The 23,712-nt window shown below is 74.2% G+C and carries 20 protein-coding genes and 3 tRNA genes; 9 read left to right on the forward strand and 14 right to left on the reverse strand.

Features of this window, described 5'->3' with window-relative positions:
• Positions 1-319: 319 nt before the first annotated feature.
• Positions 320-931, forward strand: coding sequence for a Uma2 family endonuclease (locus ACH4SE_RS00735; RefSeq protein ID WP_398541082.1), 612 nt, complete (start codon positions 320-322; stop codon positions 929-931).
• Positions 932-941: 10 nt separating this feature from the next.
• Here ACH4SE_RS00735 and ACH4SE_RS00740 read toward each other — a convergent pair whose 3' ends face one another.
• The gene (locus ACH4SE_RS00740) at positions 942-1,379 is read right to left on the reverse strand and encodes a GNAT family N-acetyltransferase (RefSeq protein ID WP_398541083.1); all 438 of its coding nucleotides are present in this window, start codon (positions 1,377-1,379) and stop codon (positions 942-944) included.
• Positions 1,380-1,505: 126 nt separating this feature from the next.
• Between ACH4SE_RS00740 and ACH4SE_RS00745 the strand changes: the two genes are divergently transcribed.
• Complete coding sequence (locus tag ACH4SE_RS00745; protein ID WP_398541084.1) at positions 1,506-2,246, forward strand: hypothetical protein; 741 nt, start codon at positions 1,506-1,508, stop codon at positions 2,244-2,246.
• A 63-nt stretch (positions 2,247-2,309) separates the two neighbouring features.
• On the opposite strand, the gene purL is transcribed toward ACH4SE_RS00745, so the two are convergent.
• Genes purL through purS form a run of 3 tightly spaced genes read right to left on the reverse strand, consistent with a single transcriptional unit; the run spans position 2,310 to position 5,478 of the window.
• Complete coding sequence (gene purL / locus ACH4SE_RS00750) at positions 2,310-4,559, reverse strand: phosphoribosylformylglycinamidine synthase subunit PurL (RefSeq protein WP_398541085.1); 2,250 nt, start codon at positions 4,557-4,559, stop codon at positions 2,310-2,312.
• Positions 4,556-5,236: a phosphoribosylformylglycinamidine synthase subunit PurQ gene (gene purQ / locus ACH4SE_RS00755; RefSeq protein WP_398541086.1), complete on the reverse strand. Its 681-nt coding sequence runs from the start codon at positions 5,234-5,236 to the stop codon at positions 4,556-4,558. Before purQ ends, purL begins: the two co-directional genes overlap by 4 nt.
• Positions 5,233-5,478 carry a phosphoribosylformylglycinamidine synthase subunit PurS gene (gene purS, locus ACH4SE_RS00760; RefSeq protein WP_398541087.1) on the reverse strand — a complete coding sequence of 82 codons (246 nt, stop codon included), beginning with the start codon at positions 5,476-5,478 and terminating at the stop codon, positions 5,233-5,235. Before purS ends, purQ begins: the two co-directional genes overlap by 4 nt.
• Positions 5,479-5,899: 421 nt before the next feature.
• Here purS and ACH4SE_RS00765 point away from each other — a divergent pair, with 421 nt between their 5' ends.
• The 4 genes from ACH4SE_RS00765 to ACH4SE_RS00780 all read left to right on the forward strand — a co-directional run bounded on the left by ACH4SE_RS00765 (position 5,900) and on the right by ACH4SE_RS00780 (position 6,791).
• Positions 5,900-6,217 carry an Lsr2 family protein gene (locus ACH4SE_RS00765; RefSeq protein WP_398541088.1) on the forward strand — a complete coding sequence of 106 codons (318 nt, stop codon included), beginning with the start codon at positions 5,900-5,902 and terminating at the stop codon, positions 6,215-6,217.
• Positions 6,218-6,359: 142 nt separating this feature from the next.
• Positions 6,360-6,431: transfer RNA gene (locus tag ACH4SE_RS00770), tRNA-Gly, on the forward strand.
• 84 nt (positions 6,432-6,515) lie between these two features.
• Positions 6,516-6,591, forward strand: a tRNA-Gly gene (locus ACH4SE_RS00775).
• Positions 6,592-6,715: 124 nt separating this feature from the next.
• A tRNA-Gly gene (locus ACH4SE_RS00780) sits at positions 6,716-6,791 on the forward strand.
• 52 nt (positions 6,792-6,843) lie between these two features.
• On the opposite strand, the gene ACH4SE_RS00785 is transcribed toward ACH4SE_RS00780, so the two are convergent.
• From ACH4SE_RS00785 to purD, 4 genes are all read right to left on the reverse strand, one after another.
• Entirely contained in the window at positions 6,844-7,755 is a 912-nt protein-coding gene (locus ACH4SE_RS00785; protein ID WP_398541089.1) for a phosphoribosylaminoimidazolesuccinocarboxamide synthase, read from the reverse strand.
• A 149-nt stretch (positions 7,756-7,904) separates the two neighbouring features.
• A complete protein-coding gene (locus ACH4SE_RS00790) occupies positions 7,905-9,395 on the reverse strand; it encodes a N,N-dimethylformamidase beta subunit family domain-containing protein (RefSeq protein ID WP_398541090.1) in 1,491 nt (496 codons plus the stop codon).
• A gap of 700 nt (positions 9,396-10,095) precedes the next feature.
• Complete coding sequence (locus ACH4SE_RS00795; RefSeq protein WP_398541091.1) at positions 10,096-11,736, reverse strand: hypothetical protein; 1,641 nt, start codon at positions 11,734-11,736, stop codon at positions 10,096-10,098.
• 1,113 nt (positions 11,737-12,849) lie between these two features.
• On the reverse strand, positions 12,850-14,109 hold the full coding sequence (purD, locus tag ACH4SE_RS00800; RefSeq protein WP_398541092.1) for a phosphoribosylamine--glycine ligase: 1,260 nt from the start codon (positions 14,107-14,109) through the stop codon (positions 12,850-12,852).
• A 191-nt stretch (positions 14,110-14,300) separates the two neighbouring features.
• Here purD and ACH4SE_RS00805 point away from each other — a divergent pair, with 191 nt between their 5' ends.
• Positions 14,301-15,110 (forward strand): SLATT domain-containing protein, encoded by an 810-nt coding sequence (locus ACH4SE_RS00805; RefSeq protein WP_398541093.1) that lies wholly within the window; start codon positions 14,301-14,303, stop codon positions 15,108-15,110.
• A gap of 19 nt (positions 15,111-15,129) precedes the next feature.
• Here the strand turns inward: ACH4SE_RS00805 and ACH4SE_RS00810 are convergent, their stop codons facing one another.
• A complete protein-coding gene (locus ACH4SE_RS00810) occupies positions 15,130-15,783 on the reverse strand; it encodes a hypothetical protein (protein WP_398541094.1) in 654 nt (217 codons plus the stop codon).
• A gap of 55 nt (positions 15,784-15,838) precedes the next feature.
• Positions 15,839-16,534, reverse strand: coding sequence for a GntR family transcriptional regulator (locus ACH4SE_RS00815; RefSeq protein WP_398541095.1), 696 nt, complete (start codon positions 16,532-16,534; stop codon positions 15,839-15,841).
• 210 nt (positions 16,535-16,744) lie between these two features.
• Between ACH4SE_RS00815 and ACH4SE_RS00820 the strand changes: the two genes are divergently transcribed.
• Entirely contained in the window at positions 16,745-18,403 is a 1,659-nt protein-coding gene (locus tag ACH4SE_RS00820) for a serine/threonine-protein kinase (protein ID WP_398541096.1), read from the forward strand.
• A 69-nt stretch (positions 18,404-18,472) separates the two neighbouring features.
• On the opposite strand, the gene ACH4SE_RS00825 is transcribed toward ACH4SE_RS00820, so the two are convergent.
• Positions 18,473-19,756 carry an adenylosuccinate synthase gene (locus ACH4SE_RS00825; RefSeq protein WP_398541097.1) on the reverse strand — a complete coding sequence of 428 codons (1,284 nt, stop codon included), beginning with the start codon at positions 19,754-19,756 and terminating at the stop codon, positions 18,473-18,475.
• Positions 19,757-19,946: 190 nt separating this feature from the next.
• On the opposite strand from ACH4SE_RS00825, the gene ACH4SE_RS00830 reads away from it, so the two are divergent.
• Complete coding sequence (locus ACH4SE_RS00830) at positions 19,947-20,738, forward strand: diacylglycerol kinase (protein WP_398541098.1); 792 nt, start codon at positions 19,947-19,949, stop codon at positions 20,736-20,738.
• A 15-nt stretch (positions 20,739-20,753) separates the two neighbouring features.
• On the opposite strand, the gene ACH4SE_RS00835 is transcribed toward ACH4SE_RS00830, so the two are convergent.
• The 3 genes from ACH4SE_RS00835 to ACH4SE_RS00845 are packed head-to-tail and all read right to left on the reverse strand — an operon-like array spanning position 20,754 to position 23,712.
• A complete protein-coding gene (locus ACH4SE_RS00835; protein ID WP_398541099.1) occupies positions 20,754-21,989 on the reverse strand; it encodes a cytochrome P450 in 1,236 nt (411 codons plus the stop codon).
• The gene (locus ACH4SE_RS00840; protein ID WP_398541100.1) at positions 21,986-22,819 is read right to left on the reverse strand and encodes an MBL fold metallo-hydrolase; all 834 of its coding nucleotides are present in this window, start codon (positions 22,817-22,819) and stop codon (positions 21,986-21,988) included. Before ACH4SE_RS00840 ends, ACH4SE_RS00835 begins: the two co-directional genes overlap by 4 nt.
• Complete coding sequence (locus ACH4SE_RS00845; protein ID WP_398541101.1) at positions 22,816-23,712, reverse strand: NUDIX hydrolase; 897 nt, start codon at positions 23,710-23,712, stop codon at positions 22,816-22,818. Before ACH4SE_RS00845 ends, ACH4SE_RS00840 begins: the two co-directional genes overlap by 4 nt.

Raw genomic sequence — 23,712 nt, forward strand, 5'->3', positions numbered from 1 at the left:
GCCCCTCCCCCTCAGTTCTCTCCTGACGGCCGGACGCTAACAGCGGCCACCGACACCGCATCCGCCCACGGGCGGGCCCCCACGCCCTCCCCCTTGCGACGGCCCCGCACCCGCCGCCGGCCCGGCCCCCGCGAGACCTCGCGGACCGAGCGCCGAAGCGCGCCGTACGTCCCGGCGGCGACCCGGCCCCGCGGCTACGCTCGTCCGTGAGACGCAGGGACCAGACAACCGCCGAGTGTGATCATCCGGTCACGTTCCGCCTCACTGATCCATTAGGGTGAGTGCACAGCGTGAAGCACCGGGCACAGGGAGGTACAGGGTGACAGCTGTGGACGACCGGCCGCAGACACGGGATCACGCGCAGATGGCGACGGAGGAGTTCGAGAACCTGGCGTCCGACGCGGCGCACCGGTCCGAGGGCCTCCGCCTGGAATTCCTGGGTGGAAAGGCGGTGGTCAAAGCCGTGCCGGACGGGCTGCACACAGCCATGACCATGTGGCTGGTCCGACAGTGCATGCAGCAGCGCCCGCAGTGGGACCTCCACGTGGGGCAAGGTCTCGCAGTGGAGGCCTACCGCAAGGGACGGGCTATCCCCGACGGCACCCTCGCCCCGGTCGGGCACTTCGTCCGGTCCGGCGAGTGGGCGGACCCGGACGGCGTGCTCATGGTCGTCGAGGTCACGTCCTTCGACCGCGACACCACGCAGCGCGACCGCGTGGAGAAGCCGCGTGCCTACGCGGAGTCCGGGATCCCCGTCTACCTGCTCGTCGACCGGGACACCCGCGAGGTCACCGTCCACAGCCGGCCCGAAGAGGGCGCGTACGCCCTGCGGTTGACCGTGCCCTTCGGCAAGACCGTTCCCCTCCCCGAGCCCGTCGGCTTCGAGCTGGACACCCAGCAGCTGCTGGGCTGGGTCACCGAGGAGGGGTGACGGCGGGCCGCTACATCTGCTGTCCGTGGACCATCCACTGCTCCGGGTTCTCGATCGGCGCGAAGCCGATCTTCTCGTAGACGCCCTGCGCGTCCGCCGTCGCCAGGAGGATGCGGCGCAGGCCGTACTGGGAGAGGTGGTCGCGGATCGCCGCGACCATGGCGGTGCCCAGGCCCTTGCCGCGGGCGGACCGGTCCACGTAGACGTCGCAGAGCCACGCGAAGGTGGCCTTGTCCGTGATGACCCGCGCGTACGCGCACTGCTCGCCGGACGCGCTGTCGTACACCCCGAAGTTCAGCGACCCCGCGATCGCCGCGTCCTGCTTCTCGCGGGCCCGCCCGCGCGCCCAGTACGTGTCCTCCGACAGCCATGCGTGCACGCGGGCGATGTCGATCCGGGCGAGGTCGGCGGATATCTCGTACCCGCCCGGAAGCTCACTGTTTCCCATCCCGGCAGCCAACCAGCCCGCCACGCCGCCGGGCCAGCGGTTTTCGCCAGGACGCCAGGCGCCCACCCGGCGTGCTTTCATGGCTCCCGCACAGCACGTGCGAGGGGCACAAGGGGTGGGGGCACCATGGGCGTTACGGCGTCGAAGGCCGTGGCTGTCGCGGCGGTCGTGGCCGCGCTGGCGGGCACGGCGGCATGCGGGGGCGGGGGCGCGAAGGCGGCGGACGGGAAGGCTCCTGCGACGCACAGCGCCCGGCCGGTCGTGGACGCACGGACGCTGACGCAGGCGGAGCTGGCGGCGGCCGCCGTGACGGGGGCCGATCTGCACGGGTGGCAGGCGTCAGGACCGCGCAGGGCCGGTGCCGGAGCGCGGCGGCAGGTGCCGGATCCCGCGTGCCGGGCGCTGTACGGGATGACGGCGGAGCTGGGCGCCGGGCGGCAGCGGGACCGGGGCGCGGTGCAGGAGTCGGTGACGTCCGGGGAGCACGACGTCACGGTGGTCCTGCGTACGTACACCGCGGCCGACGCGGCGCAGCTCATGGCAGACCTGCGCACGTCGCTGAAGACCTGCCCCGCTCGCTTCGACTCCGCGGTCGAGGGCGAGACGTACAGCCACACCGAGCGCCTGAAGGACCCCGCGGCGGGTGACGACGCCCTCGCCTACCGCACCGTCCAGACCATTCCCGGCGAGGACCCGGACGACGTGACCGCGGCCGGGCACGGGCTGTACCACGTCGTGGTCGTCCGCTGCGGTGCCACGATCGCCACCTTCTCCGAGTTCGCGATGGACGGCGACCCGGCCGCCGTCCCGACGGCGGTCGTCACCGCCCAGGCGGCCAAGCTCGCCAGGGCCGCGGGCGGCGCCTGAGCCGGGAAAACGCGGCGGCGCGCCCCCCTCCCGTTCGAGGGGGGCGCGCCGCGGCGGCTCGGCTCAGGCCAGCAGGGCCGGGATCGTGCCCTCGTACCCCGCGCGCAGTTCGGCGAGGGGGATCGTGAACTCGCCCTGCACCTCCACCGCGTCGCCGTCGACGACGCCGACGCGGGTCACGGGGAGGCCGCGGGCAGCGCACATGTCGGTGAAGCGGAGCTCCTCCGAGCGGGGGACGGCGACGATCGCGCGGCCCGCGGATTCGGAGAAGAGGAAGGTGAAGGCGTCCAGGCCGTCGGGGACGACGAGCCGGGCGCCGTTGCCGCCGCGCAGGCAGGACTCGGTGACGGCCTGGACCAGGCCGCCGTCCGAGAGGTCGTGCGCGGCGTCGATCATGCCGTCGCGGGAGCCGGAGATGAGGATCTCCGCGAGCAGCCGCTCCCGCTCCAGGTCCACGGCGGGCGGGAGCCCCCCGAGGTGGTCGTGGACGACCTGCGCCCACGCCGAGCCGCCGAACTCCGGGCGCGTGTCGCCGAGCAGCAGCAGGAGCTGGCCCTGCTCCGCGAACGCCATGGGCGTACGGCGCGAGACGTCGTCGATCACGCCGAGGACGGCGACGACCGGCGTCGGGTGGATGGCGGCGTCACCGGTCTGGTTGTAGAGGGAGACGTTGCCGCCGGTGACCGGCGTGCCGAGCGCGAGGCAGCCGTCCGCGAGGCCGCGGGTGGCCTCGGCGAACTGCCACATGACCGCCGGGTCCTCGGGCGAGCCGAAGTTGAGGCAGTCCGAGACGGCCAGCGGCTTCGCGCCGGTCGCCGCGACGTTGCGGTACGCCTCGGCGAGCGCGAGCTGCGCGCCCGTGTAGGGGTCGAGCTTCGCGAAGCGGCCGTTGCCGTCCGTGGCGAGGGCGACGCCGAGGTTGGTGTCGGGGTCGATGCGGACGACGCCGGAGTCCTCCGGCTGCGCCAGCACCGTGTTGCCCTGCACGAAGCGGTCGTACTGGTCGGTGACCCACGCCTTGGAGGCCTGGTTGGGCGAGGACACGACCCGCAGCACCTGCGCCCGCAGCTCGTCGCCGTCCCCCGGGCGCGCCAGCTCGTCCGCGCTGTCGGCCTGGAGCGCGTCCTGCCAGTCGGGGCGGGAGTACGGGCGGTGGTACGTCGGGCCCTCGTGCGCGACCGACCGCGGGGGGACGTCCACGATCTGCTCGCCGTGCCAGAAGATCTCCAGCCGCGAGCCCTCGGTGACCTCACCGATGACGGTCGCGATGACGTCCCACTTCTCGCAGATCTCCAGGAAGCGGTCGACCTTGTCGGGCTCGACGATCGCGCACATGCGCTCCTGCGACTCGCTCATGAGGATCTCCTCCGGCGAGAGCGTCGCGTCGCGCAGCGGCACGGTGTCCAGCTCGACGCGCATGCCGCCGGAGCCGGCCGAGGCCAGCTCGGAGGTCGCGCAGGACAGGCCCGCGCCACCGAGGTCCTGGATGCCGGCGACCAGCTTCTCCGCGAAGAGCTCCAGGGTGCACTCGATGAGCAGCTTCTCCTGGAAGGGGTCGCCGACCTGCACGGCGGGGCGCCGCGAGGGACCGGTGGAGTCGAAGGTCTCGCTGGCCAGCACCGACACGCCGCCGATGCCGTCGCCGCCGGTCCGGGCGCCGTAGAGGATCACCTTGTTGCCGGCGCCGGAGGCCTTGGCCAGGTGGATGTCCTCGTGCTTCATGACGCCGACGCACAGCGCGTTGACCAGCGGGTTGCCCTGGTAGCAGGGGTCGAAGACGACCTCGCCGCCGATGTTCGGCAGGCCCAGGCAGTTGCCGTAGCCGCCGACGCCCGCGACGACGCCCGGGAGCACGCGCTTGGTGTCGGGGTGGTCGGCGGCGCCGAAGCGCAGCGGGTCCATGACGGCGACCGGCCGGGCGCCCATCGCGAGGATGTCGCGGACGATGCCGCCGACGCCGGTGGCCGCGCCCTGGTAGGGCTCGATGTACGACGGGTGGTTGTGCGACTCGATCTTGAACGTCACGGCGTAGCCCTGCCCGACGTCCACCACGCCGGCGTTCTCGCCGATGCCGACGAGCAGCGCGTCCGTCTGCGGGGCCTTCTCGCCGAACTGCTTCAGGTGCACCTTGCTCGACTTGTACGAGCAGTGCTCGGACCACATGACCGAGTACATGGCCAGCTCGGCGCCGGTCGGGCGGCGGTCCAGGATCTCCCGGATGCGCTCGTACTCGTCCTCCTTGAGGCCGAGCTCCTTCCAGGGCTGCGCGGCGTCCGGCGTCTCGGCCGCGTGCTTGACAGTGTCGAGAGTCATGCGCTGACCAACTTCTTGATGACCGAGGTGAAGAACGCCAGACCGTCGGTGCGTCCGGTGCCGATGAGCGGCTCCACCGCGTGCTCGGGGTGCGGCATGAGGCCGACGACGTTCCCGGCGGCGTTGCTGATGCCGGCGATGTCGCGCAGCGAGCCGTTCGGGTTCACGTCCAGGTAGCGGAAGACCACCCGGCCCTCGGCCTCCAGCTCGTCGAGGGTGCGCTCGTCGGCGGTGTAGCGGCCGTCGATGTTCTTGAGCGGGACGGAGATCTCCTCGCCGGCGGCGTAGTCGGCCGTCCAGGCGGTCGCGGAGGTCTCGACGCGCAGCTTCTGGTCGCGGCACACGAAGTGCAGCCCGGTGTTGCGCAGCATCGCGCCCGGCAGCAGGTGGGCCTCGCACAGCACCTGGAAACCGTTGCAGATGCCCAGCACCGGCATTCCCGCGTGCGCTTGTTCGATAACGGTCGCCATCACCGGCGAGAAGCGGGAGATCGCCCCGGCCCGCAGATAGTCGCCGTACGAGAAGCCGCCCGGCAGAACGACGGCGTCGACCTGCTTGACATCCTTGTCCCGGTGCCACAGCGGCACGGCTTCAGCGCCGGCGAGGGTGACCGCGCGCTGGGTGTCGCGGTCGTCGAGCGTGCCGGGGAATGTGACGACACCAATGCGGGCAGTCACGACTCGACCTTTACGTCGAAGTCCTCGATCACGGTGTTGGCGAGAAAGGTTTCCGCCATCTCCCGAATGCGGGCGAGCGCGGCGTCGTCGACCGGCCCGTCCACCTCGAGTTCAAAGCGCTTTCCCTGGCGGACGTCGGAGATCCCGTCGAAGCCCAGCCTGGGCAGCGCGCGCTGCACAGCCTGGCCCTGCGGGTCGAGGATCTCCGGCTTGAGCATGACGTCGACTACGACGCGTGCCACTGGCACTCCCGGTGGTGTGGTACGTGAGGTGTCCTCCAGCGTACCCGGTTCGATTTTCTACGCGAGTAGATATGCGGTTCGGGAGTCCTCCGCCTTCGGATGAGCCGCTGATCATGCATCACGTTTATGTATCGGCTGCCGAAATGCCTGGGGAAACCCGGCGGAAAATCATAGGGTCCCGATGACGAACAGGCTTGGGATGACACAGGGCCGGGAATTATCAGTAACATCTGCCGTCCCGGCACCGTACATTCCGTGACACCGCACAGCACCGCCCTGAATGCACATTTGTCGACACCCCTGCGCGTCGGCGTGCCCGCACCAGCGGAGCCGGCCCGCGGCCGCCACCGGGCGGACCGCCCAAGGCCCCAGCGGCGCGGACCCGTTGCCGCACGCCGACGCCACGAAAGGACCGATTCCTATGGCGCAACGCGTACTGGTCACCCTCGCCGACGATCTCGACGGAGGCGAGGCCGCGGAAACGATCGCATTCGGCGTCGACGGGCAGTGGTACGAGATCGACCTTTCGGCGGCGAACGCCGACAAACTGCGCAGCGACCTCGCCCCGTACGTCGAGGCCGGCCGCCGCCGTACGCTCTCCGGCCGTGCCTACAAGCGCACGCCGATCGCGCCCACTCCGGCCACCGTCCGGGCCTGGGCGCAGTCGAACGGTTTCGAGGTGCCGGCACGCGGGCGCATCCCCAAGAAGGTCTACGAGGCGTTCAGCAAGGCGAGCTGAGGCACCGCCGGGCCCGCGGGGGCCCGGCCCGCGGCGGCGACGCGGCCGGGCCCCGCTGATTGGACATCCACCCCCACCTTTCCGCTAATGTGGGGATCACGCCGAGGGCGGGGCCGGAAAAGCCCAGGTCAGCGGTTGTCATGCGGGTGTAGCTCAGTAGCAGAGCGCCCCCCTTCCAGGGGGGAGGGGCAGTGTGCAATTCCTGTCGCCCGCTCGGATCGCCTCCACGAAGGCGCCTCGGTCACCGGCCTCCCGGCCGGGTCCCCCGGGCCATCGGGTAGAGTGGTCTGCACGACCTGCGGACGTGGCTCAGTTGGTAGAGCATCACCTTGCCAAGGTGAGGGTCGCGAGTTCGAATCTCGTCGTCCGCTCCAGTCAGGCGAAGGCCCCGGTCATCACGACCGGGGCCTTTCGCATGCCCTGCCGCCCCGCCCGGGACCCGGCGGGAAAGGCGTTTCCGGTCCGCTGAGCCGATCGGGTATAGTATCTGCACCACCTGCGGACGTGGCTCAGTTGGTAGAGCATCACCTTGCCAAGGTGAGGGTCGCGAGTTCGAATCTCGTCGTCCGCTCCAGTGAAGCGAAGGCCCCGGTCATCACGACCGGGGCCTTTCGCATGCCCGCCGGCTACGACCAGGGGGTGCCGGTGAGGCGCTCGTACGCCTCGACGTAGCGCGCCCGGGAGTGCTCGACGACCTCGGGCGGGAGCTGCGGGGGCGGGGTGTCGCCGGTGCGGTCCCAGCCGGAGGCGGGCGAGGTCAGCCAGTCGCGGATGATCTGCTTGTCGAAGGACGGCTGCGCGTGGCCCGGCTCCCACTCGTCGGCGGGCCAGTAGCGGGAGGAGTCCGGGGTCAGGACCTCGTCGGCGAGGACGAGATCACCCTCCTCCCCACCCTGGACGCGGCCGAACTCGAACTTCGTGTCGGCCAGGATCAGCCCGCGCTCCCTGGCGACGTCCCGCGCCTGGCCGTAGACCGCGAGGGTGAGCTGCCGCAGCCGGGCCGCCGTCTCGGCGCCGACCTGGCGGGCGACCTCCTCGTACGGCACGTTCTCGTCGTGCTCCCCGACCGCGGCCTTCGTCGCCGGGGTGAAGATCGGCGCGGGCAGCTCCGAGCCGTCCACCAGGCCCTCGGGCAGGGCCAGTCCGCACACCGTGCGGTGCTCGTCGTACTCGCGCAGGCCCGAGCCCGTCAGATAGCCGCGGGCGACCGCCTCCACCGGCACCATCTCCAGCGCCCGGCACACCGTCGTCCGGCCCTCCCACTCCGCGGGCGCGCCCGCGGGCAGGTCGGTGGAGATCACGTGGTGGGGCACCAGGTCCTTCAGCTGCTCGAACCACCACAGGGACAGCTGGGTGAGCACCCGCCCCTTGTCGGGGATCTCGGTGGGCAGCACCCAGTCGTACGCCGAGATGCGGTCGCTGGCGACCATCACCAGGTTCCCGTCGGCGTCCCGGTACAGATCGCGCACCTTGCCGGTGTGCAGATGGACCAGTCCCGGCACCTGCACGGGCTCCGGCTTGTCGACGAATCCGGGCATGGGTCGTCCTCCCCAAATAGGCGGTTCAGCCCCTGATTCTCGCGTACGGAGAAGAATGCGGCGCGCGGGGGCCCGCCGGACTGATCCGGCGCACGGGGGCCCGCCGGACTGATCCGCCGGACTGATCCGGCGCACGGGGGCCCGCCGGATCAGTCCCGTTTGCAGATGCGGTCCAGCAGATTGGCCGTCGCCCGCTGGATCCGCGCGTCCACGTGCCCCGGCCGGTCCAGCGCGGGCGACCACGCGAACGTGCCCGACGCGAAGACGTACGCCCCGCTGGGCGCCCGGTACAGGGACGTCTCCTGGTGCCGCCGCCGGCCGTCCGCCGACTCGTACGGCGAATGCGCGAGCAGGATGCGCTCGGTCGAATCCGGCAGCGGGGTGCGCGGGTAGTAGCGATCCGCCTCCCCCGCGACCAGGCCCTCGATCTCGTCCCCCTCCCCCGCCCCCGTCGCCTCCCACAGCCAGTGCGAGGCGTTCCGCACCACCAGCGGCGACGGCTGCGGCACCCGCCCCGCGTACTGCACCCCGAGCACCAGCTGCTCCGGCTCCCCCAGCTCCCGCCACAGGCTGACCTTCCCCCCGCGCCCCTCCCCACGGTGCTTGCGGCAGCTCAGCAGCCGGTCCGGGGCACCCGACGCCGAGGCCGACAGCTCCACCTGCCAGTACATGGTGTTCGCCGACAGGAACACCAGGGACGTCCCCACATCGCGGGCCCGCTCCACCGCCCTCCGCATCGGCGCCGACCAGTACTCGTCGTGCCCCGGGAAGACCAGCCCCCGGTAGAGCTCCGGATCCACCAGCCCGGCGTGCAGGTCGCGGGCGTCCGCGTAGGCCAGGTCGTAGCCGTGCCGCTCCGCGAAACGCACGAAGTCGTAGGCGTGCCCGATGTGCAGGGGCAGGCCCGCACCGGCATAGGGGCGGTCGAAGGACACCGTGCCGGCCGCGTCCGCCTCGCCGAGCAGCCGCCCCTCCTCGTCCCAGGCGTGGTAGAGGCTCGCGCCCGTCCGGCCGTCCTCCGGGTACAGGTTGTACGCCTGCCACGTCACGTCCGGGAGCAGCAGCAGCAGATCCGCGGACGCCGCGGGATCCCGCACCGTGAACGGCACATGGCTGCGGTAGCCGTCCGCCGTCGTGAGCACGGCGACGTACGCCCCCGTCCGCCAGTTCGGCGGCACCTGGAGCCGCCAGGACTGCCACCAGTGGTGGCACGACACCGTCCGCCCCGCCGCCAGCGGCGCCGGCTGCACGATCCCCGACAGCCGCGGACTCGCGCTCACCAGCGAGGCGCCGTCACCGCCGTAGTGCCCGATCCGATACACGTCCACGGTGAACTCCTGCGGCGGATCCACCGTGATCCTGAAATCGATCGCCCCACCCGGCGCGACACCCCCCGCCGACGCGAAGCCCTTGATCTGCCGCCGCACGTCGTCCGCCATCCGCGGCCCCGGCAGATGCGGGCGCCGCGGCGCCTCCCCGCTGCTCGCCGCCAGGTCCACGTACCACGGCACCGCCGGCTCACCGCCGTCGCCGTACGCCGACTCCCCCCGCAGCCACGGCAGCGGACCCTGCCCGAACGGGTCCGACACGCCGTGCGCCAGGGCCCCCGACTCCCACCGCCTGATCCGATCCGCCCCCATACCCAACCCTCCATCCCGCGCGCCCCGTCACCCGGGGCAACGGTGCGGTGTGCTCTGACCAGCACATCACAGATTGCGCCCTCCCGGTCACGTTTCGTGCCGAATTCAGCCCCGAGGGGCACGCACCGGGCCTCCCCCTCCCGGTGGCCGGTGGGGGCGGGCCGCGCGCGAGGTCCCTCGCGCGGGGTACGTCGGAGGTCCTCGCGCGGGGTGCGCCAGCCGAGCCGGAGCGAGCCGCCCGACGCGCGGTGCGCCCGCTGAGCCGGAGCGAGCCGCCACGCGCAAAGCGCCCGCAGGCCCCGAGCGAGCCCCGACGCGCAGAGCGCCCGCGGGCCCGGAGCGAGCCCCGACGCGCGCGGACGTCGGCTGAGCCGGAGCGAGCCCCGACGCGCGCGGACGTCGGCTGAGCCGGAGCGAGCCCCCACGCCGCGGTACGTCAGCTGAGCCGGTAGCGAGCCCCGACGCGCGCGGTACGTCAGCTGAGCCGGTAGCGAGCCCCCACGCGCGCGGGCGTCAGCTGAGGCGGAGCGAGCTGCCCGACGCGCAGAGCGTCAGCCGAACCGGAGCGAGCCCCCACGCGCGCGGGCGTCAGCTGAGCCGGAGCGAGCCGCCCGACGCGTGGACCGTTAGCCGACCCGGAGCGAGCCGCCACGCGCAAAGCGCCAGCAGGCTCCGAGCGAGCCCCCACGCGCGCGGTGCGTCAGTTGAGGCGGAGCGACTCCTCCGGGCGGACCCCCAGCGCCGAGAGCCACGCCCGCAGCGGCGCCGCGTCGCCGTTCTCGACGAGGCGCAGAACCGGCCACCCGAGGTCACCGCGACGGGCACCGTCGACCACGAGGGCAGGACCGTCGAGCCAGTCGAGACCCGCCCCGGCCCCCGCGGTGTCCACCGCGGCACAGCACACGATCGCCGTGACGTGCTCCGTCAGAAGCTCCCGCCCCGTCCGCGGCGGCAGCAACTCGTACACGGGCGCGGCCCCGGCCGCCCCCGCCGCGGCGGCCGCCCCCGCCGTCTCGTCGGCGGCGACGAGCGCCCCGATCCGCGCGGCCAGCTCCTCACTGCCCCCGGCGGCGAGTCGGTCGATCACCCGGGCGAGCGTCGCCGTCCCCGGCTCCGCGTCCAGCAGCACCCCCCGCCCACGGGCCGGTGGACCGTACTCGGAGGCGGCTCCCGCCGGAGCCGCACGGCGACCCGGCCGCACCTCGTCCAGCACCCGTATGAGCCGCGCCGCCTCCGCCCGCCAGATGCGGTCCACGACCTCGTCGGGATACCGCGCCCAGCTCACCGGCGCCCAGTCGGGCCCCGCGCACCGGGCGCCACCGTGGAAAAGCCGGGCCGCGAGCAGCGACACCGCCTCGTCCACCACACCGGGCTCCTCCAGCAGATCGCACGCCGGCCGCTCGCCGAGCCGGGTCTCGAAACCGTCCGCGAGCCGGTCCCTGCGGGACAACTCCGTGAGCGCGGAAACCACCCCGGCGTCCAGCCGGGAGGGCCAGCGGCCCATCCGCCACGCGGGCAGCGCCACCCGCGTCAGCAGCCGGTCCCAGCCCGCGTACGCGAGCCCGACCTGCTCCTGGGCGACTATCCGCAGCCCGTAATCCACGGCCTGCGCCCGTTCGGACGCGCCCGCGGCCACCCCGCGCTCCATCTCCGCGACATGCGCGCGGCACCCGCGCAGCAGCAACCGCGCCGACCCGCCCAGCACCCCGTACGCCGGCCGCAGCAGCAGCGACCGCTCACGGCGGCCCTGCTCGGCGACGGCGACGGCCGCGTCGAGACCGCGGACGAAGCGCCGGGCGGCGAATATCTCCGGATCCGCCGCCGCACCCGTGCCCGCGACCACGGGAGCGAGCAGCGCGCGCAACTCGGCGACACGCATCCACCACAAGAACGGCGAGCCGATCACCAGCACCGGAGCAGGACGCCGCTCCACCGCGCCGGCCGCAGGCCTGCGGTCCTCCAGCCAGCTGTCGCAATCCGGCGTCAGCTCTATACCGGACGGGGCCGGCACCTGAAGCGTCTCCGCCAGGTCGGCGACCATGCGGTGCAGGTCCGGGGCGGCCGTCTCCGGCACGGGAACCGCCGGGCTCACCGCGGGCCGGGCCCGCGCGATCACCGCGGCCACGGCCGCGGTGACGGCCAGCACGACGAGGGCCGCGCCGGTCACGCCCCAGCGGACGCCCTCCCAGGCGCCGCCGGAAAGACGGCCGGTCGCCGCGGCGACATGCAGCAGGACGGCGGCGGCCGCGGGCAGCAGGGCCGCGGCGAGCGCGGCGCCGCGGACGCGCAGCACCGCGAGGGCGCGGGCCCGCGCGAATGCCTCGCCTGCTTCTCCGGCCATCGGGCGGCTCACCCCCTGCGCGTCGGTGACCGCCCCGGTGACGGCCTCCCCCCACTGTCGCACCGCCCACCGACATCGCAATGGCCGTACGGCTGTTTGCCGCAATGTCCTGCGGTGCGCCTCCGCGGCACCCTAGTTCGCGTCCCGCGAGCGGGTCAGCCATACGGCCGAGCCATCACTCCTTGGAGTGGCTTCCCCCGGACTTTGCGCGATACGCTGCGCGGCCGTTCCGCCGGTGGGGGCTGCTCGCGCAGTTCCCCGCGCCCCCTCGGGGGTGCGGCTTGCGGCGGGCAGTTCGCCGTTCTGCCGGTGGGTGGTTGCTCGCGCCGTTCCCCGCGCCCCTGGGGGGTGCGGCTTGCGGCGGGCAGTTCGCCGTTCCGCCGGTGGGTGGTTGCTCGCGCCGTTCCTCGCGCCCCTGGGGGGTGCCACTTACGGTGGGGGTTCGCCATTCCCCCGGTGGGGGGCTGAGCGCGCAGTTCCCCGCGCCCCTGAGGGGGTGCCGCTTGCGGTGGGCGGTCCGCCATTCGCCCGGTGGGGGCTGGTCGCGCAGTTCCTCGCGCCCCCGGGTTGCCCGGCGGGGCATCGCGCCCTTCCTCGGGGGGTGGGGTCGGGTGCCACTCCGGGGGTACCTCCTCGGAATGCGCGTCTGACGTCTTCCGTGTCCGCGGGGCGGCGGGGTGCGCATTCCTGCGGGGGCACCCCCGGATCGTCCCCCTCCCGGGCCGGTATGGCGGCTGCCTGCCGGTGGGGGTGAAGTCCTTGAGGGACTGCGGTTCGCCCCCGACGGCGAATGCGCCCCACAGGTGGACCGTGAGCCGACGTCGAATCTGCACGGGTGGTGGGGGTGGGAACACCCCGCGCCGCCAGGCGCGGGAAACCCCCGCGGCGGGCAAGCCGCCCACGCACCCCGGGCGGGCACCGCCCGAAGCGTCCACCACGGCGGGCAAGCCGCCCACGTACCGGCAACCGGGCACCGCCCGAGCGCGGCGCCGCCAGGCGCAGCACCACCGCGGCGGGGCAGCCGCAAGCCCCACCGCAAGGGCACCGCCCGAAGCGCGTCCCCCGCGGCGGGGCAGCCGCAAGCCCCACCGCGAGGGCACCGCCGGAGTGGGCTCAGTTCGCGGCGGCGGTGGCCGCGATGTCGGTGCGGTGGTGCGAGCCGTCGAGGCGGATCGCGGCGAGCGCGGCGTACGCGGAGGTGCGGGCGGCGGTGAGGTCGGGTCCGGTCGCGGTCACGGAGAGGACGCGGCCGCCGGCGCTGAGGACGCGGCCGGACTCGTCGAGGCGGGTCCCGGCGTGGAGGACGTACGCGGTGTCGCTCGTGGCGTCGGCGAGGCCGGTGATGGGGTCGCCGGTGCGGGGTGTGCCGGGGTAGTTGTGGGAGGCGACGACGACGGTGACGGCCGCGTCGTCGCTCCAGCGCAGGGCGGGGTGCGTGGCGAGCTGGCCGGTCGCGGCGGCGCGGAGGAGGCCGGCGAGGGGGCTGCGGAGGCGGGCGAGGACGACCTGTGTCTCGGGGTCGCCGAAGCGGGCGTTGAATTCGATGACCCGCACGCCGCGGGAGGTGATGGCGAGCCCGGCGTAGAGGAGGCCGGAGAAGGGGGTGCCGCGGCGCCGCAGTTCGTCGACGGTCGGCTGGAGGACGGTCCGCTCGACCTCGTCGACGAGTTTGGGGTCGGCCCAGGGGAGCGGCGAGTAGGCGCCCATGCCGCCGGTGTTGGGGCCTTCGTCGCCGTCGAGGGCGCGCTTGAAGTCCTGGGCGGGCTGGAGGGGGACGACGGTCTCGCCGTCGGTGACGGCGAAGAGGGAGACCTCGGGGCCGTCGAGGTATTCCTCGATGACGACCCGCCCGGAGGGCGCGGCGACGCAGGCGAGGGCGTGGTCGCGGGCCGCGGCCGGGTCGTCGGTGACGACGACGCCCTTGCCGGCGGCGAGCCCGTCGTCCTTGACGACGTAGGGCGCGCCGAAGGCGTCGAGGGCGTGGTCGATCTCGTCGGCGGTGGCGCAGACGTAGGAGCGCGCGGTGGGCACCCCGGCGGCGGCCATGACGTCCTTGGCGAAGGCTTTGGAGCCTTCGAGCTGCGCGGCTTCCCCGGAGGGGCCGAAGCAGTCGATGCCGCGGGCGCGGACGGCGTCGGCGACGCCGGCGACGAGGGGGGCCTCCGGGCCGACGATCACGAGGTCGGCGCCGAGGCTCTCGGCGAGCCCGGCGACGGCGGCGCCGTCGAGGATGTCGACCGGGTGCAGTTCGGCCACGTCTGCGATGCCCGCGTTGCCGGGGGCGCAGTGCAGCGACGTCACGTCGGGGTCGAGGGACAGGGAACGGCACAGTGCGTGTTCGCGGGCTCCGCCGCCGATGACAAGGACCTTCACGCGCACCAGGGTAGTGGCCCGCACCGGCACCGCCGACCTCACTCTTTCGGGCGACCGCCGTCCGGGTCCCACACCTGATCACGCAGCCCGTACGGGCGGAAACCGCGGATCGTCCCCGCCGGGCTCAGCCGTTCGGCGCTAAGAAGAGAGCTTCGTCACGGTGGTCACGGAGCGGAGCGAGGGAGTGTGCGGTGGGCCAGCAGGACATGTGTCCCGAGGAGTCCCCTCGGGAGGAGCCTGAGCGGCGGGCGCTGCACCCCCGGCACGAGCAGGAAGGCGACGCGTGCGAGGAGCCGGACGACGCCGTCGCCGCCCCGCGCCGGGCGCGCCGCGAGGACCTGCGGCCGCTGCCGTTTCCGCACGGGGACTGGGGGGAGCCCGCGCAGCGCCTGGACGAGCTGTACCGCTGGGCGGAGTGCGGGGCGCTGCGCACCGCCGACTGGTACCTGCGGGACCGGGTGTGGAAGCGGCGCGGGGCGCGGACGCTGCGCTGCGGGGCGGCGGCCTTCGCGGCGGTGGGTGCGGCGCTGCCGCTCGCGGAGCTGGTGGGCGCGGGGGGCTCGCCGGTGGCGTGGGGCTATCTGGCGCTGCTGCTGGCCACGGTGTGCGTGGCCGCGGACCGGGTGCTGGGGCTGACGGCGGGCTGGATGCGGGACGTGGGCACCGCGCAGGGTGTGGAGCGGCGCCTTGAGCAGCTGCGCTTCGACTGGGCGTCGGAGAGCGTGCGGGAGGTGCTGGGTCCGGCGGAGGGCACCGCGGGGGAGGCCGCGGAGCGCTGTCTGGCGATCCTGCGGCGCTTCTGCGACGACGTCGCCGACCTGGTCCGGATGGAGACGGCGGACTGGATGGTGGACTTCGGCCAGGGCGCGGCCGGGACCCCGCTGCGGACGCAGTCGCCCGCGTGGACCCCGGCTCGCACCGAGCCCCCGCCGCCGCCGCGCGTCCCGCACCCGAGCGCGCGGCCGAACATGCCGCGGCAGCGCCCTCCGGAGAGCCCGTAGCCGGGCCGGCGGCCGGCGCTCAGCTGAAGACGATCATCGAGCCCTGTCCCAGTGAGCGGGTCGCCGCCGCGTGCAGGCCGAGCCAGACGTGGTGCTCGCGGGCGAAGGGGCCGGCTGCCGGGTCCGCGGCGGGGAGGGCGGGTTCCTCCAGCGTGGTGTGGCGGCCGGGCGGGGCGGGGGCCTGCGGCGGGTTGGCGGGGTCGATGCCGATCGCGGGCGCGACGAACTCCAGCTCCCGCAGCAGTCCGTGGCTGGAGCCCAGCGGGCCGCCGTTCTCCAGCAGTTCGTCGTTGACGACCGGGTGCGGGAAGTCCAGCGGGACGTACGCGCCCGCGTGGTCGTAGTGCCACACCAGGTGCGAGGCCTGCGCGGTGCTCTCGAACATCTCCAGCAACTGCTCGTAGTCGCCGCCGAGTTCGTCGACGGGTGAGACTTCGAGGCCCTGGAGGCGCAGCAGGTAGGCGCGGCGCAGGAAGTGCAGGGCGTCGTAGTCGAAGCAGGCGACGGGCGCGACGTCGCCGGACAGCCCGGGCATGTAGGCGTAGACGGGCACGGGCGGCTGCCCGGCGTCGCCGAGTGCCTTGTCGTAGCGGGCGAGTTCCTCGGAGAAGGGGTTTTCCGGGCTGTGGCAGAGGACGTCCACCAGCGGCACCAGCCACAGGTCGCAGGCCACGTACGAACTCCATCCGGTCGGGGGCGTACAGCCTAAGTCGCCCGCGCCCGTCGCGTCAGGAGCGTGCGGGGGCGAGCTTTTCGATCAGGGCGCGGGTGTGCGCGTTGCACTCGGCGACGAGGGCGTGGGCGGCGGCGATGTCGCCCCGGGCGACGGCGTCGACGAGGGCGACGTGGCCGGACCAGCACACGCCCGCGGGGTCGGCGAGCGCGCGCAGGTGGGGGACGGCGTAGATCCACGTCTGGGTGCGGAGGCGGTCGAGGAAGTCGCAGATGTGCGGGTTGCCGCGGATCGCCGACAGCTCGCGCCAGAAGCGCAGGTCGCAGCCCACCAGCACGTCCAGGCTCCCGGCCTGGGCGGCCTGCGCGGCGGCCTCGGCGCGGCGGCGTACGGAGGCCAGGACGTCGGCCGGCACGTCGCCCACGCCGCCCTGCCCGGCCAGTTCGCGGAAGAAGGCCTCGACGACGAAGGCGCGGGCCTCGGTGAGGGAGCGGAAGTCGGCGGCGGTGAACTGCCGCACCTGGAAGCCGCGGTGCTGCTCGACGTCCAGCAGGCCCTGCGCGGCCAGGTCGACGAGCGCCTCGCGGACCGGGGTCGCGGACACGCCGTACAGCTCGGCGATCTCCTTGACGGTGAAGTGCCGTCCGGCCTGGAGGCGGCCGGTGAGCACCTCGTCGCGCAGGGCGTCGGCGATCTGCTGCCGCAGACTGCTGCGCCGCACGGGTGCGGCCGGGCCACCGCTCTCCGGCATCCCCGCCTCCTCGCTCGCCTCGCCACCGTGCCTGCCGTGCCGCCCGCCGTTCCCGCGCCGGGCGGTGATTCCCGCCGCCGGACACGATAGGCGAGCCTGGGCAATGGTGCGCCCGGCACCGGACGTCCGTACGGGATTTCGTACGCATATTCTTCGCTCGTGCAGGGGGGCGGCGCGCACGTCATACGGCGCGGAGACGGGGGGGAACGCATGGTCGACCAGCTCAGAGCCGACGATCCGCGGCGGATCGGGGCCTACCGGCTGCTCGGCAGGCTGGGCACCGGCGGGATGGGCCGGGTCTTCCTCGCGCGCTCGGAGCGCGGCCGCACGGTCGCGGTGAAGCTGGTGCGCCCCGAACTGGCCGCGCAGGAGGAATTCCGCGGCCGTTTCCGGCGCGAGGTGCGCGCGGCGCGGCGGGTCGGCGGGAAGTGGACCGCGCCCGTGCTGGACGCGGACACCGAGGCGGAGATCCCCTGGGTGGCCACCGGTTACGTGCCGGGCCCCTCGCTCCAGCAGGTCGTCAGGGACTACGGGCCGCTGCCGGAGCGCTCGGTCGCGGTCCTCGCCGCGGGGCTCGCGCACGCGCTGGCCGACATCCACGCCGCGGGCCTGGTGCACCGCGACCTCAAGCCGTCCAACGTGATGATCACGATCGACGGGCCGCGGGTCATCGACTTCGGCATCGCCCGCGCCCTGGAGACCGTCGCGGACGGCAGCGGCCCGCTCACCCACACCGGCGGCATGGTCGGCTCCCCCGCCTTCATGTCGCCCGAGCAGGTGCGCGGCGACCGCGTCACCCCTGCCTGCGACGTCTTCTGCCTCGGCTCCGTCCTGGCCTACGCGGCGACCGGGCTGCAGCCCTTCGGGGCGGCGGGCAGCGGGGTGCACGCCCAGATGTTCCGCATCGTGCAGGAGCCGCCGGACCTGGAGGCCGTGCCGGAGGGCCTGCGCGGTCTGGTCGCCGCCTGCCTGGCCAAGGCCCCGGCGGACCGCCCCTCCCCCACCGGGGTGCTGGAGCTGGTCGGCGGGGCGGCGGCTGGGGAGGCCGACGAGGGAAGGGCCGAACCGTGGCTGCCGGGCGCGATCGTCGCCCAGCTCGGGCGGCACGCCGTCCGGCTGCTGGAGCTGGAGGCCGGTGCGGAGGCGGATCCGGGCGCAGCGGCGGCGGACGGCGGCACCCCGCCGGCGTCCGGGGCGCGGGAGCCGTCCCCGGCGGAAACCGGGGCGCCGGTGTCCGTGGCCGCGGCCGCGGCGCCCACCGCGGTGCAGGCCCCGCCGCCCGCGCCCGCGCGGCGCCGAGGGGGCCGGGGCGCGCTGGTGGCCGTCCTGGCGCTGCTCGCGGTCGCCGCGGGCGGCACCACGGCGTACGTCCTCGTCCGTGAGGGCGGCCGCGGCGCGCAGGGCTCGCCCCTGGCCGGCACCTCGTCCACGGCGCCCCCCGCGACGCCGGGCGCGTCGCGGGAGCCGGTCACGGACGCCACGGGCACGAAGGCCACGCGGGACGCGTCTCCCCCGCCCGTCGGGGCGCCCGCGGAGCTGGTCGGCACCTGGCGGGCGACCTACGGGACGGCCGCGGGCGTGACCGACTCCCGCACGCTGGTCATCGGCCCGGACGGCACGGTGACGCTGAGCGGCGACCGCACGGACGGCACGCGCACCCTCTACCGGTGCCAGTGGCTGATGTCGGTCACGGAGGCGGCCTCCCCGGCCCGGCTGAGCCCGTCGTCCGTGGTCTACGGCAAGCCCGAGGCGGCCTGCTCCCCCGGCAGCCCCACGACCCTCGTGCTGATCGACGCCACGCACCTGAGGCGCCTCGGCGTCGCGGGCGAGAAGCAGCCGCCGGTCTACGAGAAGCAGCCGGCCACGTAGCCGCCCGGGCAGCGGTGAGCCCCGCGCACATGGTGCGCGGGGCTCACCGGGAGGGGCGTCAGGCGCGGCTCACAGGAACGAGTTGATCTCGATCGTCTCGGTACGGCCGGGGCCGACGCCGATCGCGGAGATCGGCGCGCCGGACATCTCCTCCAGCGCCTTGACGTAGGCCTGCGCGTTCTTCGGCAGGTCGGCGAAGGTCTTGGCCTTGGAGATGTCCTCCGACCAGCCCGGCAGGTACTCGTACACCGGCTTGGCGTGGTGGAAGTCCGTCTGGCTGTAGGGCAGTTCCTCGACGCGACGGCCGTCGATCTCGTAGGCGACGCACACCGGGATCCGCTCCCAGCCGGTGAGGATGTCCAGCTTGGTGAGGAAGAAGTCGGTCAGGCCGTTGACCCGGGTGGCGTAGCGCGCGATCACCGCGTCGAACCAGCCGCAGCGGCGGTTGCGGCCCGTGGTCACACCGAACTCGTGGCCCACCGTGCGCAGCCGCTCGCCGTCCTCGTCGAACAGCTCCGTGGGGAACGGTCCCGAGCCCACACGCGTTGTGTACGCCTTGAGGATGCCGATGACCCGGGTGATCTTCGTCGGGCCCACGCCGCTGCCGGTGCAGGCTCCGCCGGACGTCGGGTTGGACGAGGTGACGAAGGGGTAGGTGCCGTGGTCGACGTCCAGCAGCGTGCCCTGGCCGCCCTCCATGAGCACGACCTTGCCCTCGTCCAGCGCGTTGTTGAGGACCAGCGCGGTGTCGGCGACGTAGTCCTTGAGCAGCTCGGCGTAGCCGAGGTATTCCTCGACGACCTGGTCGGTGCTGATCGCGCGCCGGTTGAAGATCTTCACCAGGATCTGGTTCTTGTCCTGGAGCGCCGCGTCGACCTTCTGCTGAAGGATCGATTCGTCGAACAGGTCCTGCACGCGGATGCCCACACGGTTGATCTTGTCCGCGTACGCCGGGCCGATGCCGCGCCCGGTGGTGCCGATCTTGCGCTTGCCCAGGAAGCGCTCCGTCACCTTGTCGATGGTCTGGTGATAGGGCGTGATCAGATGGGCGTTACCACTGATCAGCAGTTTGGAGGTGTCGACACCGCGCTCGTTGAGCCCGCTCAGCTCGGAGAGCAGGACGGCCGGGTCGACGACCACTCCGTTGCCGATCACCGGGGTGCACCCGGGCGAGAGGATGCCGGAGGGGAGGAGATGCAGCGCGTATTTCTGGTCGCCGACGACGACGGTGTGTCCGGCGTTGTTGCCGCCCTGGTAACGGACTACGTAGTCGACGGAGCCGCCGAGCAGGTCGGTGGCCTTCCCCTTGCCCTCGTCACCCCACTGAGCACCGAGCAGCACAAGTGCGGGCACAGGCGTACACCCCTTCCGGGCGGGGCATGTCCAACGTGCAGAGCCGTCGAAACCTGCCCCGGAATAGACGAAGCCCCTGACGCAACGGCGCAAGGGGCTCTTGCACCGAGATTTTACCTGAGGAAGGACCAAGGTGTCGGCTCACCCTCCCGGGCATCCCCCGCCGGACTCCGTCCGGAGGTCGGACCTGTTGCTGGTCGTCGATCCGGCGGCACGGGCGGCCGACGGCGAGTCCGTCCGAATTGCGAAAGATGTCCTGTGTGCGGGAGCCCGCTCGGTCAAGATCGTCTTCCCGGAGTCCGACGAGGAGGCCGAGCGCGCCCTCGCCCACCGCGGCCGGCGCCGCCCCGTCCTGCTCGGTGACGACCTCGCCCTGCTCCGCACGGTACGGGCCCTGCACCGCGACCGCACCCTGCACGAGGCACCGCTCGGCCTGGTGCCGATCGGCCGGCGCTCGGCGCTCGCCCTCGGCCTCGGCGTGCCCGCCGACGTCCCGGCCGCGGCCCGCGCGGTGCTCGACGGCGCCCACCGCGAGCTCGACCTGCTGGTCGACGAGAGCGGCGGGATCGTGCTGGGCGCCCTGAGCATCCCGTGCGGCGCACCGCTCCCCCAGACCACCGCGCGCTGGTGGACCCCCGTCGAGAAGACCGCGCGCCAGCTCGTGCGCACCCTGACCGCGCCCATACCCACCGGCGGCCACCCGGCGCGGCAGCGGCTGCGCGTCGAGGCGGACGGGGTGCTGCTGGCCGATCTGGACCAGCCGGTGCAGGAGGTGTCCGTCCGCCCGGCGCCCGCCGGCCTCGCCGAGGTCTGCGTGCGCCGCCCGGAGGGAGCCGGGCCCGTCCGGGCGCGGGCGCGCACCGTCACCGTCTCGGGCCGCGACTTCCGCTACCGCGCCGACTCCGCCGTGACCGGCCCCGTCCGCACCCGCACGTGGACGGTCGAGCGCGCGGCGTGGCGGCTGACGGTCCCCCGGCACTGAGCCCGGGGCGCGGGCTCACCAGGTGACGAGCAGCTCGCGGACCCCGCGGATGACGTAGTTGGGCCGCCAGGACGGCTCCGCCACCAGCCGCATCCCCGGGGCGTCGCGCAGGAAGGCGCCGAAGGAGGCGGCCAGTTCCAGACGGGCCAGCGGGGCGCCCAGGCAGTAGTGGATGCCGGCGCCGAAGCTGACGTGCCTGTTCCCGGCCGCCGGGCGGGTGACGTCGAGGCGCTCGGGGTCGGCGAAGCGCGCCGGGTCGCGGTTGGCCGAGCCGAACAGCAGGGCCACCTCGGACCCGCGCGGGATCACCGTGCCGCCGACCTCGATGTCGTCCAGCACCCACCGCTCGAAGAGCTGGAGCGGGGTGTCGTAGCGCAGGATCTCCTCGACGCCGTCCGCGAGCCCGCCCAGGGAGGCCGCGGCCGCGGCCATCAGCCGCAGCTGGTCCGGGTGCCGGAAGAGGTGCAGCCAGCCCAGCGCGGTGGTGTTCACGGTGGCCTCGTGCCCGGCGTTGAGCAGCAGCGCGCAGGTGGAGACCATCTCCTGCTCGCTCAGCACGTCGCCGTCGTCCTGCACCGCGATGAGCGCGCTGATCAGGTCGTCCCCGGGGTCGGTGCGCCGGGCCGCGATCAGCTCGCGCAGGTAGGCGGAGAACTCCTCGCTCGCCGTCACCGCCGCACGGGCCGCGTCCGGGCCCGGATTCAGCTCGTACATCGCCGTCATACCCGCCGACCAGGGCCGCAGCAGCGGGCGGTCGGCGGCCGGTATGCCCAGCATCTCCGCGATGACGGCGACCGGCAGCGGCTCGGCCACCGCGGCGTGCAGATCGCCGCCGCCCTGCGCGTACAGCGCCCCGACCAGCTCGTCCGCGAGCCGCTGCACGACCGGCGCCAGCTCCTCCACCCGCCGGGGGGTGAAGGCCTTGGCGACCAGCCGCCGGATACGGGTGTGCGCGGGCGCCTCCAGGTCCAGCAGCCCGTTGTCGTTGAGGACGGTGAAGGGCTCCAGCTCGGGCGGCGGCGGGGTGCGGCCGAAGTCCTCGTGGCTGTAGCGGTGCAGGTACGTGCGCCCCAGCCGGCGGTCCCGCAGCAGGGCGCTGACGTCGTCGTGGTGCGGGATCAGCCACTGCCGCGTCGGCTCGAACCACAGGGCGCGGCCCGCGGCGCGCAGCTCCCGGTACGCCGGGTAGGGGTCGGCGGCGAAACCGGGCTCGCGCGGGGTGAAGACGGCGGTCGGGTCGGTGGTGGTCATGGCAGCTCGATCAGTCCGTGCTCTCGCAGGTAGTCCAGCTGGGCGCGCACCGACAGCTCGGCGGCCGGCCACAGCAGCGGGTCGACGTCGGCGTAGACGTGCGCGACGACGTCCGCCGGCGTGCGCAGGCCCGCCTCCACCGCCGTCTCCACCTGGGCGAGCCGGTGGGCGCGGTGCGCGAGGTAGAACTCGACCGCGCCGCGCGCGTCGTCCAGCACCGGCCCGTGGCCCGGCAGCACGGTGTCCGCCTCCCCCGCGACGGTGAGCGCCCGGAGGCGGCGCAGCGAGTCCAGGTAGTCGCCGAGCCGCCCGTCCGGGTGGGCCACGACGGTCGTGCCGCGGCCCAGCACCGTGTCCCCGGTGAGCACCGCGGAGTCGGCGGGCAGCAGGAAGGACAGCGAGTCCGCGGTGTGCCCGGGCGTGCCCACGACCCGCAGCTCCAGCCCCCCGGTCGTCACCGTGTCGCCGGCCGCCAGGCCCTCGTCCCCCAGCCGCAGCGCCGGGTCCAGCGCCCGCACCGCGGTGCCCGTCAGCTCGGCGAAGCGGGCGGCGCCCTCGGCGTGGTCCGGGTGGCCGTGCGTGAGCAGCGTCAGCGCGACCCGCTTGCCGGCCCGCTCGGCGGCCGTGACGACCGCGGCCAGGTGGCCCTCGTCCAGCGGGCCCGGATCGATGACGACGGCCAGGTCCGAATCCGGCTCGGCGACGATCCAGGTGTTGGTGCCGTCCAGCGTCATCGGCGAGGGGTTCGGGGCGAGCACGCACAGCGCGCGGGGCGTCGCCCACCCGCCGACCGCCGCCTGCGGCGCCCCCGGGGCCGTGCCCGCGCTCACCGCCCCGCCGCCTTCGGGTGCCGGCGTATGCCGCCCTGCACATGGCCGGGCCAGCTCAGCAGGACGGTCCCGGCGGCGTCCACGGTGGCCGTCGCCATGACCGGGCCGAGGTCCCGCTCCCCCGCCGCGGCCAGGGCCTCCGCCGCGCGTCCGTACGGCAGCAGGTCGCGCAGCATCGTGACGGTCGGCGGCAGCATCGTCAGCTCGCCCCGGTCGAAGGCCGCGACCGCCTCGGCGGCCGTCAGCCACACCGTGCGGTCCGCCTCGCCCGACACGTCCCGCGTGCGCTGGCCCGCGGGAAGGGCCGCGAGGAAGAACCAGGTGTCGTAGCGCCGCTCCTCGAACTCCGGCGTCACCCAGCGGGCGCACGGCCGCAGCAGGTCGCTGCGCAGGGCCAGGCCACGGCGCTCCAGGACCTCGGCGAAGGCCACCTCGTGGCGCACCAGGGCGGTGCGGTCGGCCTCCCAGTCCGCGCCGGTCGTGTCCCCGACCAGGCCCGGGCCGTCCGCCGGGCCGGCCAGCAGCACACCGGACTCCTCGAACGTCTCGCGCACCGCCGCGCACACGACCGCCTGGGCCGCGGCCGGCTCCAGGCCGAGCAGCGCCGACCACTGCGCGAGCTCCGGGCCCGCCCAGCGCACCGGACGCTCGTCGCGCGGGTCGACCCCGCCGCCGGGGAAGGCGTACATCCCGCCCGCGAAGGCCATCGACGTCCGCCGGCGCAGCAGGTGCACCGCGGGCCGCCCGCCGGACGCGTCGTCCCTGAGCAGCAGCACGGTGGCCGCGCGGCGCGGTACGGCGGGGGTCAGCTCCCCCCGGGCCAGGGCCCGCACCCGCTCGGGCCACCCCGGCGGCTGGCCCGCCGCACCTGCCCCGCCGCTCACCACCGTCAT

Origin of the sequence: Streptomyces sp. NPDC020983 (assembly GCF_044333485.1) — a bacterium.
Classification (GTDB): Bacteria; Actinomycetota; Actinomycetes; order Streptomycetales; family Streptomycetaceae; genus Actinacidiphila.

Bases quoted from the DNA above. Each gene is read 5' to 3' on its own strand.
- ACH4SE_RS00785 (WP_398541089.1), bottom strand. From the start codon at position 7,755: ATGCCCGGATTCGTCGACAAGCCGGAGCCCGTGCAGGTGCCGGGACTG.
- ACH4SE_RS00790 (WP_398541090.1), bottom strand. From the start codon at position 9,395: ATGGGGGCGGATCGGATCAGGCGGTGGGAGTCGGGGGCCCTGGCGCAC.
- ACH4SE_RS00835 (WP_398541099.1), bottom strand. From the start codon at position 21,989: ATGACCACCACCGACCCGACCGCCGTCTTCACCCCGCGCGAGCCCGGT.
- purL (WP_398541085.1), bottom strand. From the start codon at position 4,559: ATGACTCTCGACACTGTCAAGCACGCGGCCGAGACGCCGGACGCCGCG.
- ACH4SE_RS00745 (WP_398541084.1), top strand. From the start codon at position 1,506: ATGGGCGTTACGGCGTCGAAGGCCGTGGCTGTCGCGGCGGTCGTGGCC.
- ACH4SE_RS00795 (WP_398541091.1), bottom strand. From the start codon at position 11,736: ATGGCCGGAGAAGCAGGCGAGGCATTCGCGCGGGCCCGCGCCCTCGCG.
- ACH4SE_RS00765 (WP_398541088.1), top strand. From the start codon at position 5,900: ATGGCGCAACGCGTACTGGTCACCCTCGCCGACGATCTCGACGGAGGC.
- ACH4SE_RS00845 (WP_398541101.1), bottom strand. From the start codon at position 23,712: ATGACGGTGGTGAGCGGCGGGGCAGGTGCGGCGGGCCAGCCGCCGGGG.
- ACH4SE_RS00820 (WP_398541096.1), top strand. From the start codon at position 16,745: ATGGTCGACCAGCTCAGAGCCGACGATCCGCGGCGGATCGGGGCCTAC.
- ACH4SE_RS00740 (WP_398541083.1), bottom strand. From the start codon at position 1,379: ATGGGAAACAGTGAGCTTCCGGGCGGGTACGAGATATCCGCCGACCTC.
- ACH4SE_RS00815 (WP_398541095.1), bottom strand. From the start codon at position 16,534: ATGCCGGAGAGCGGTGGCCCGGCCGCACCCGTGCGGCGCAGCAGTCTG.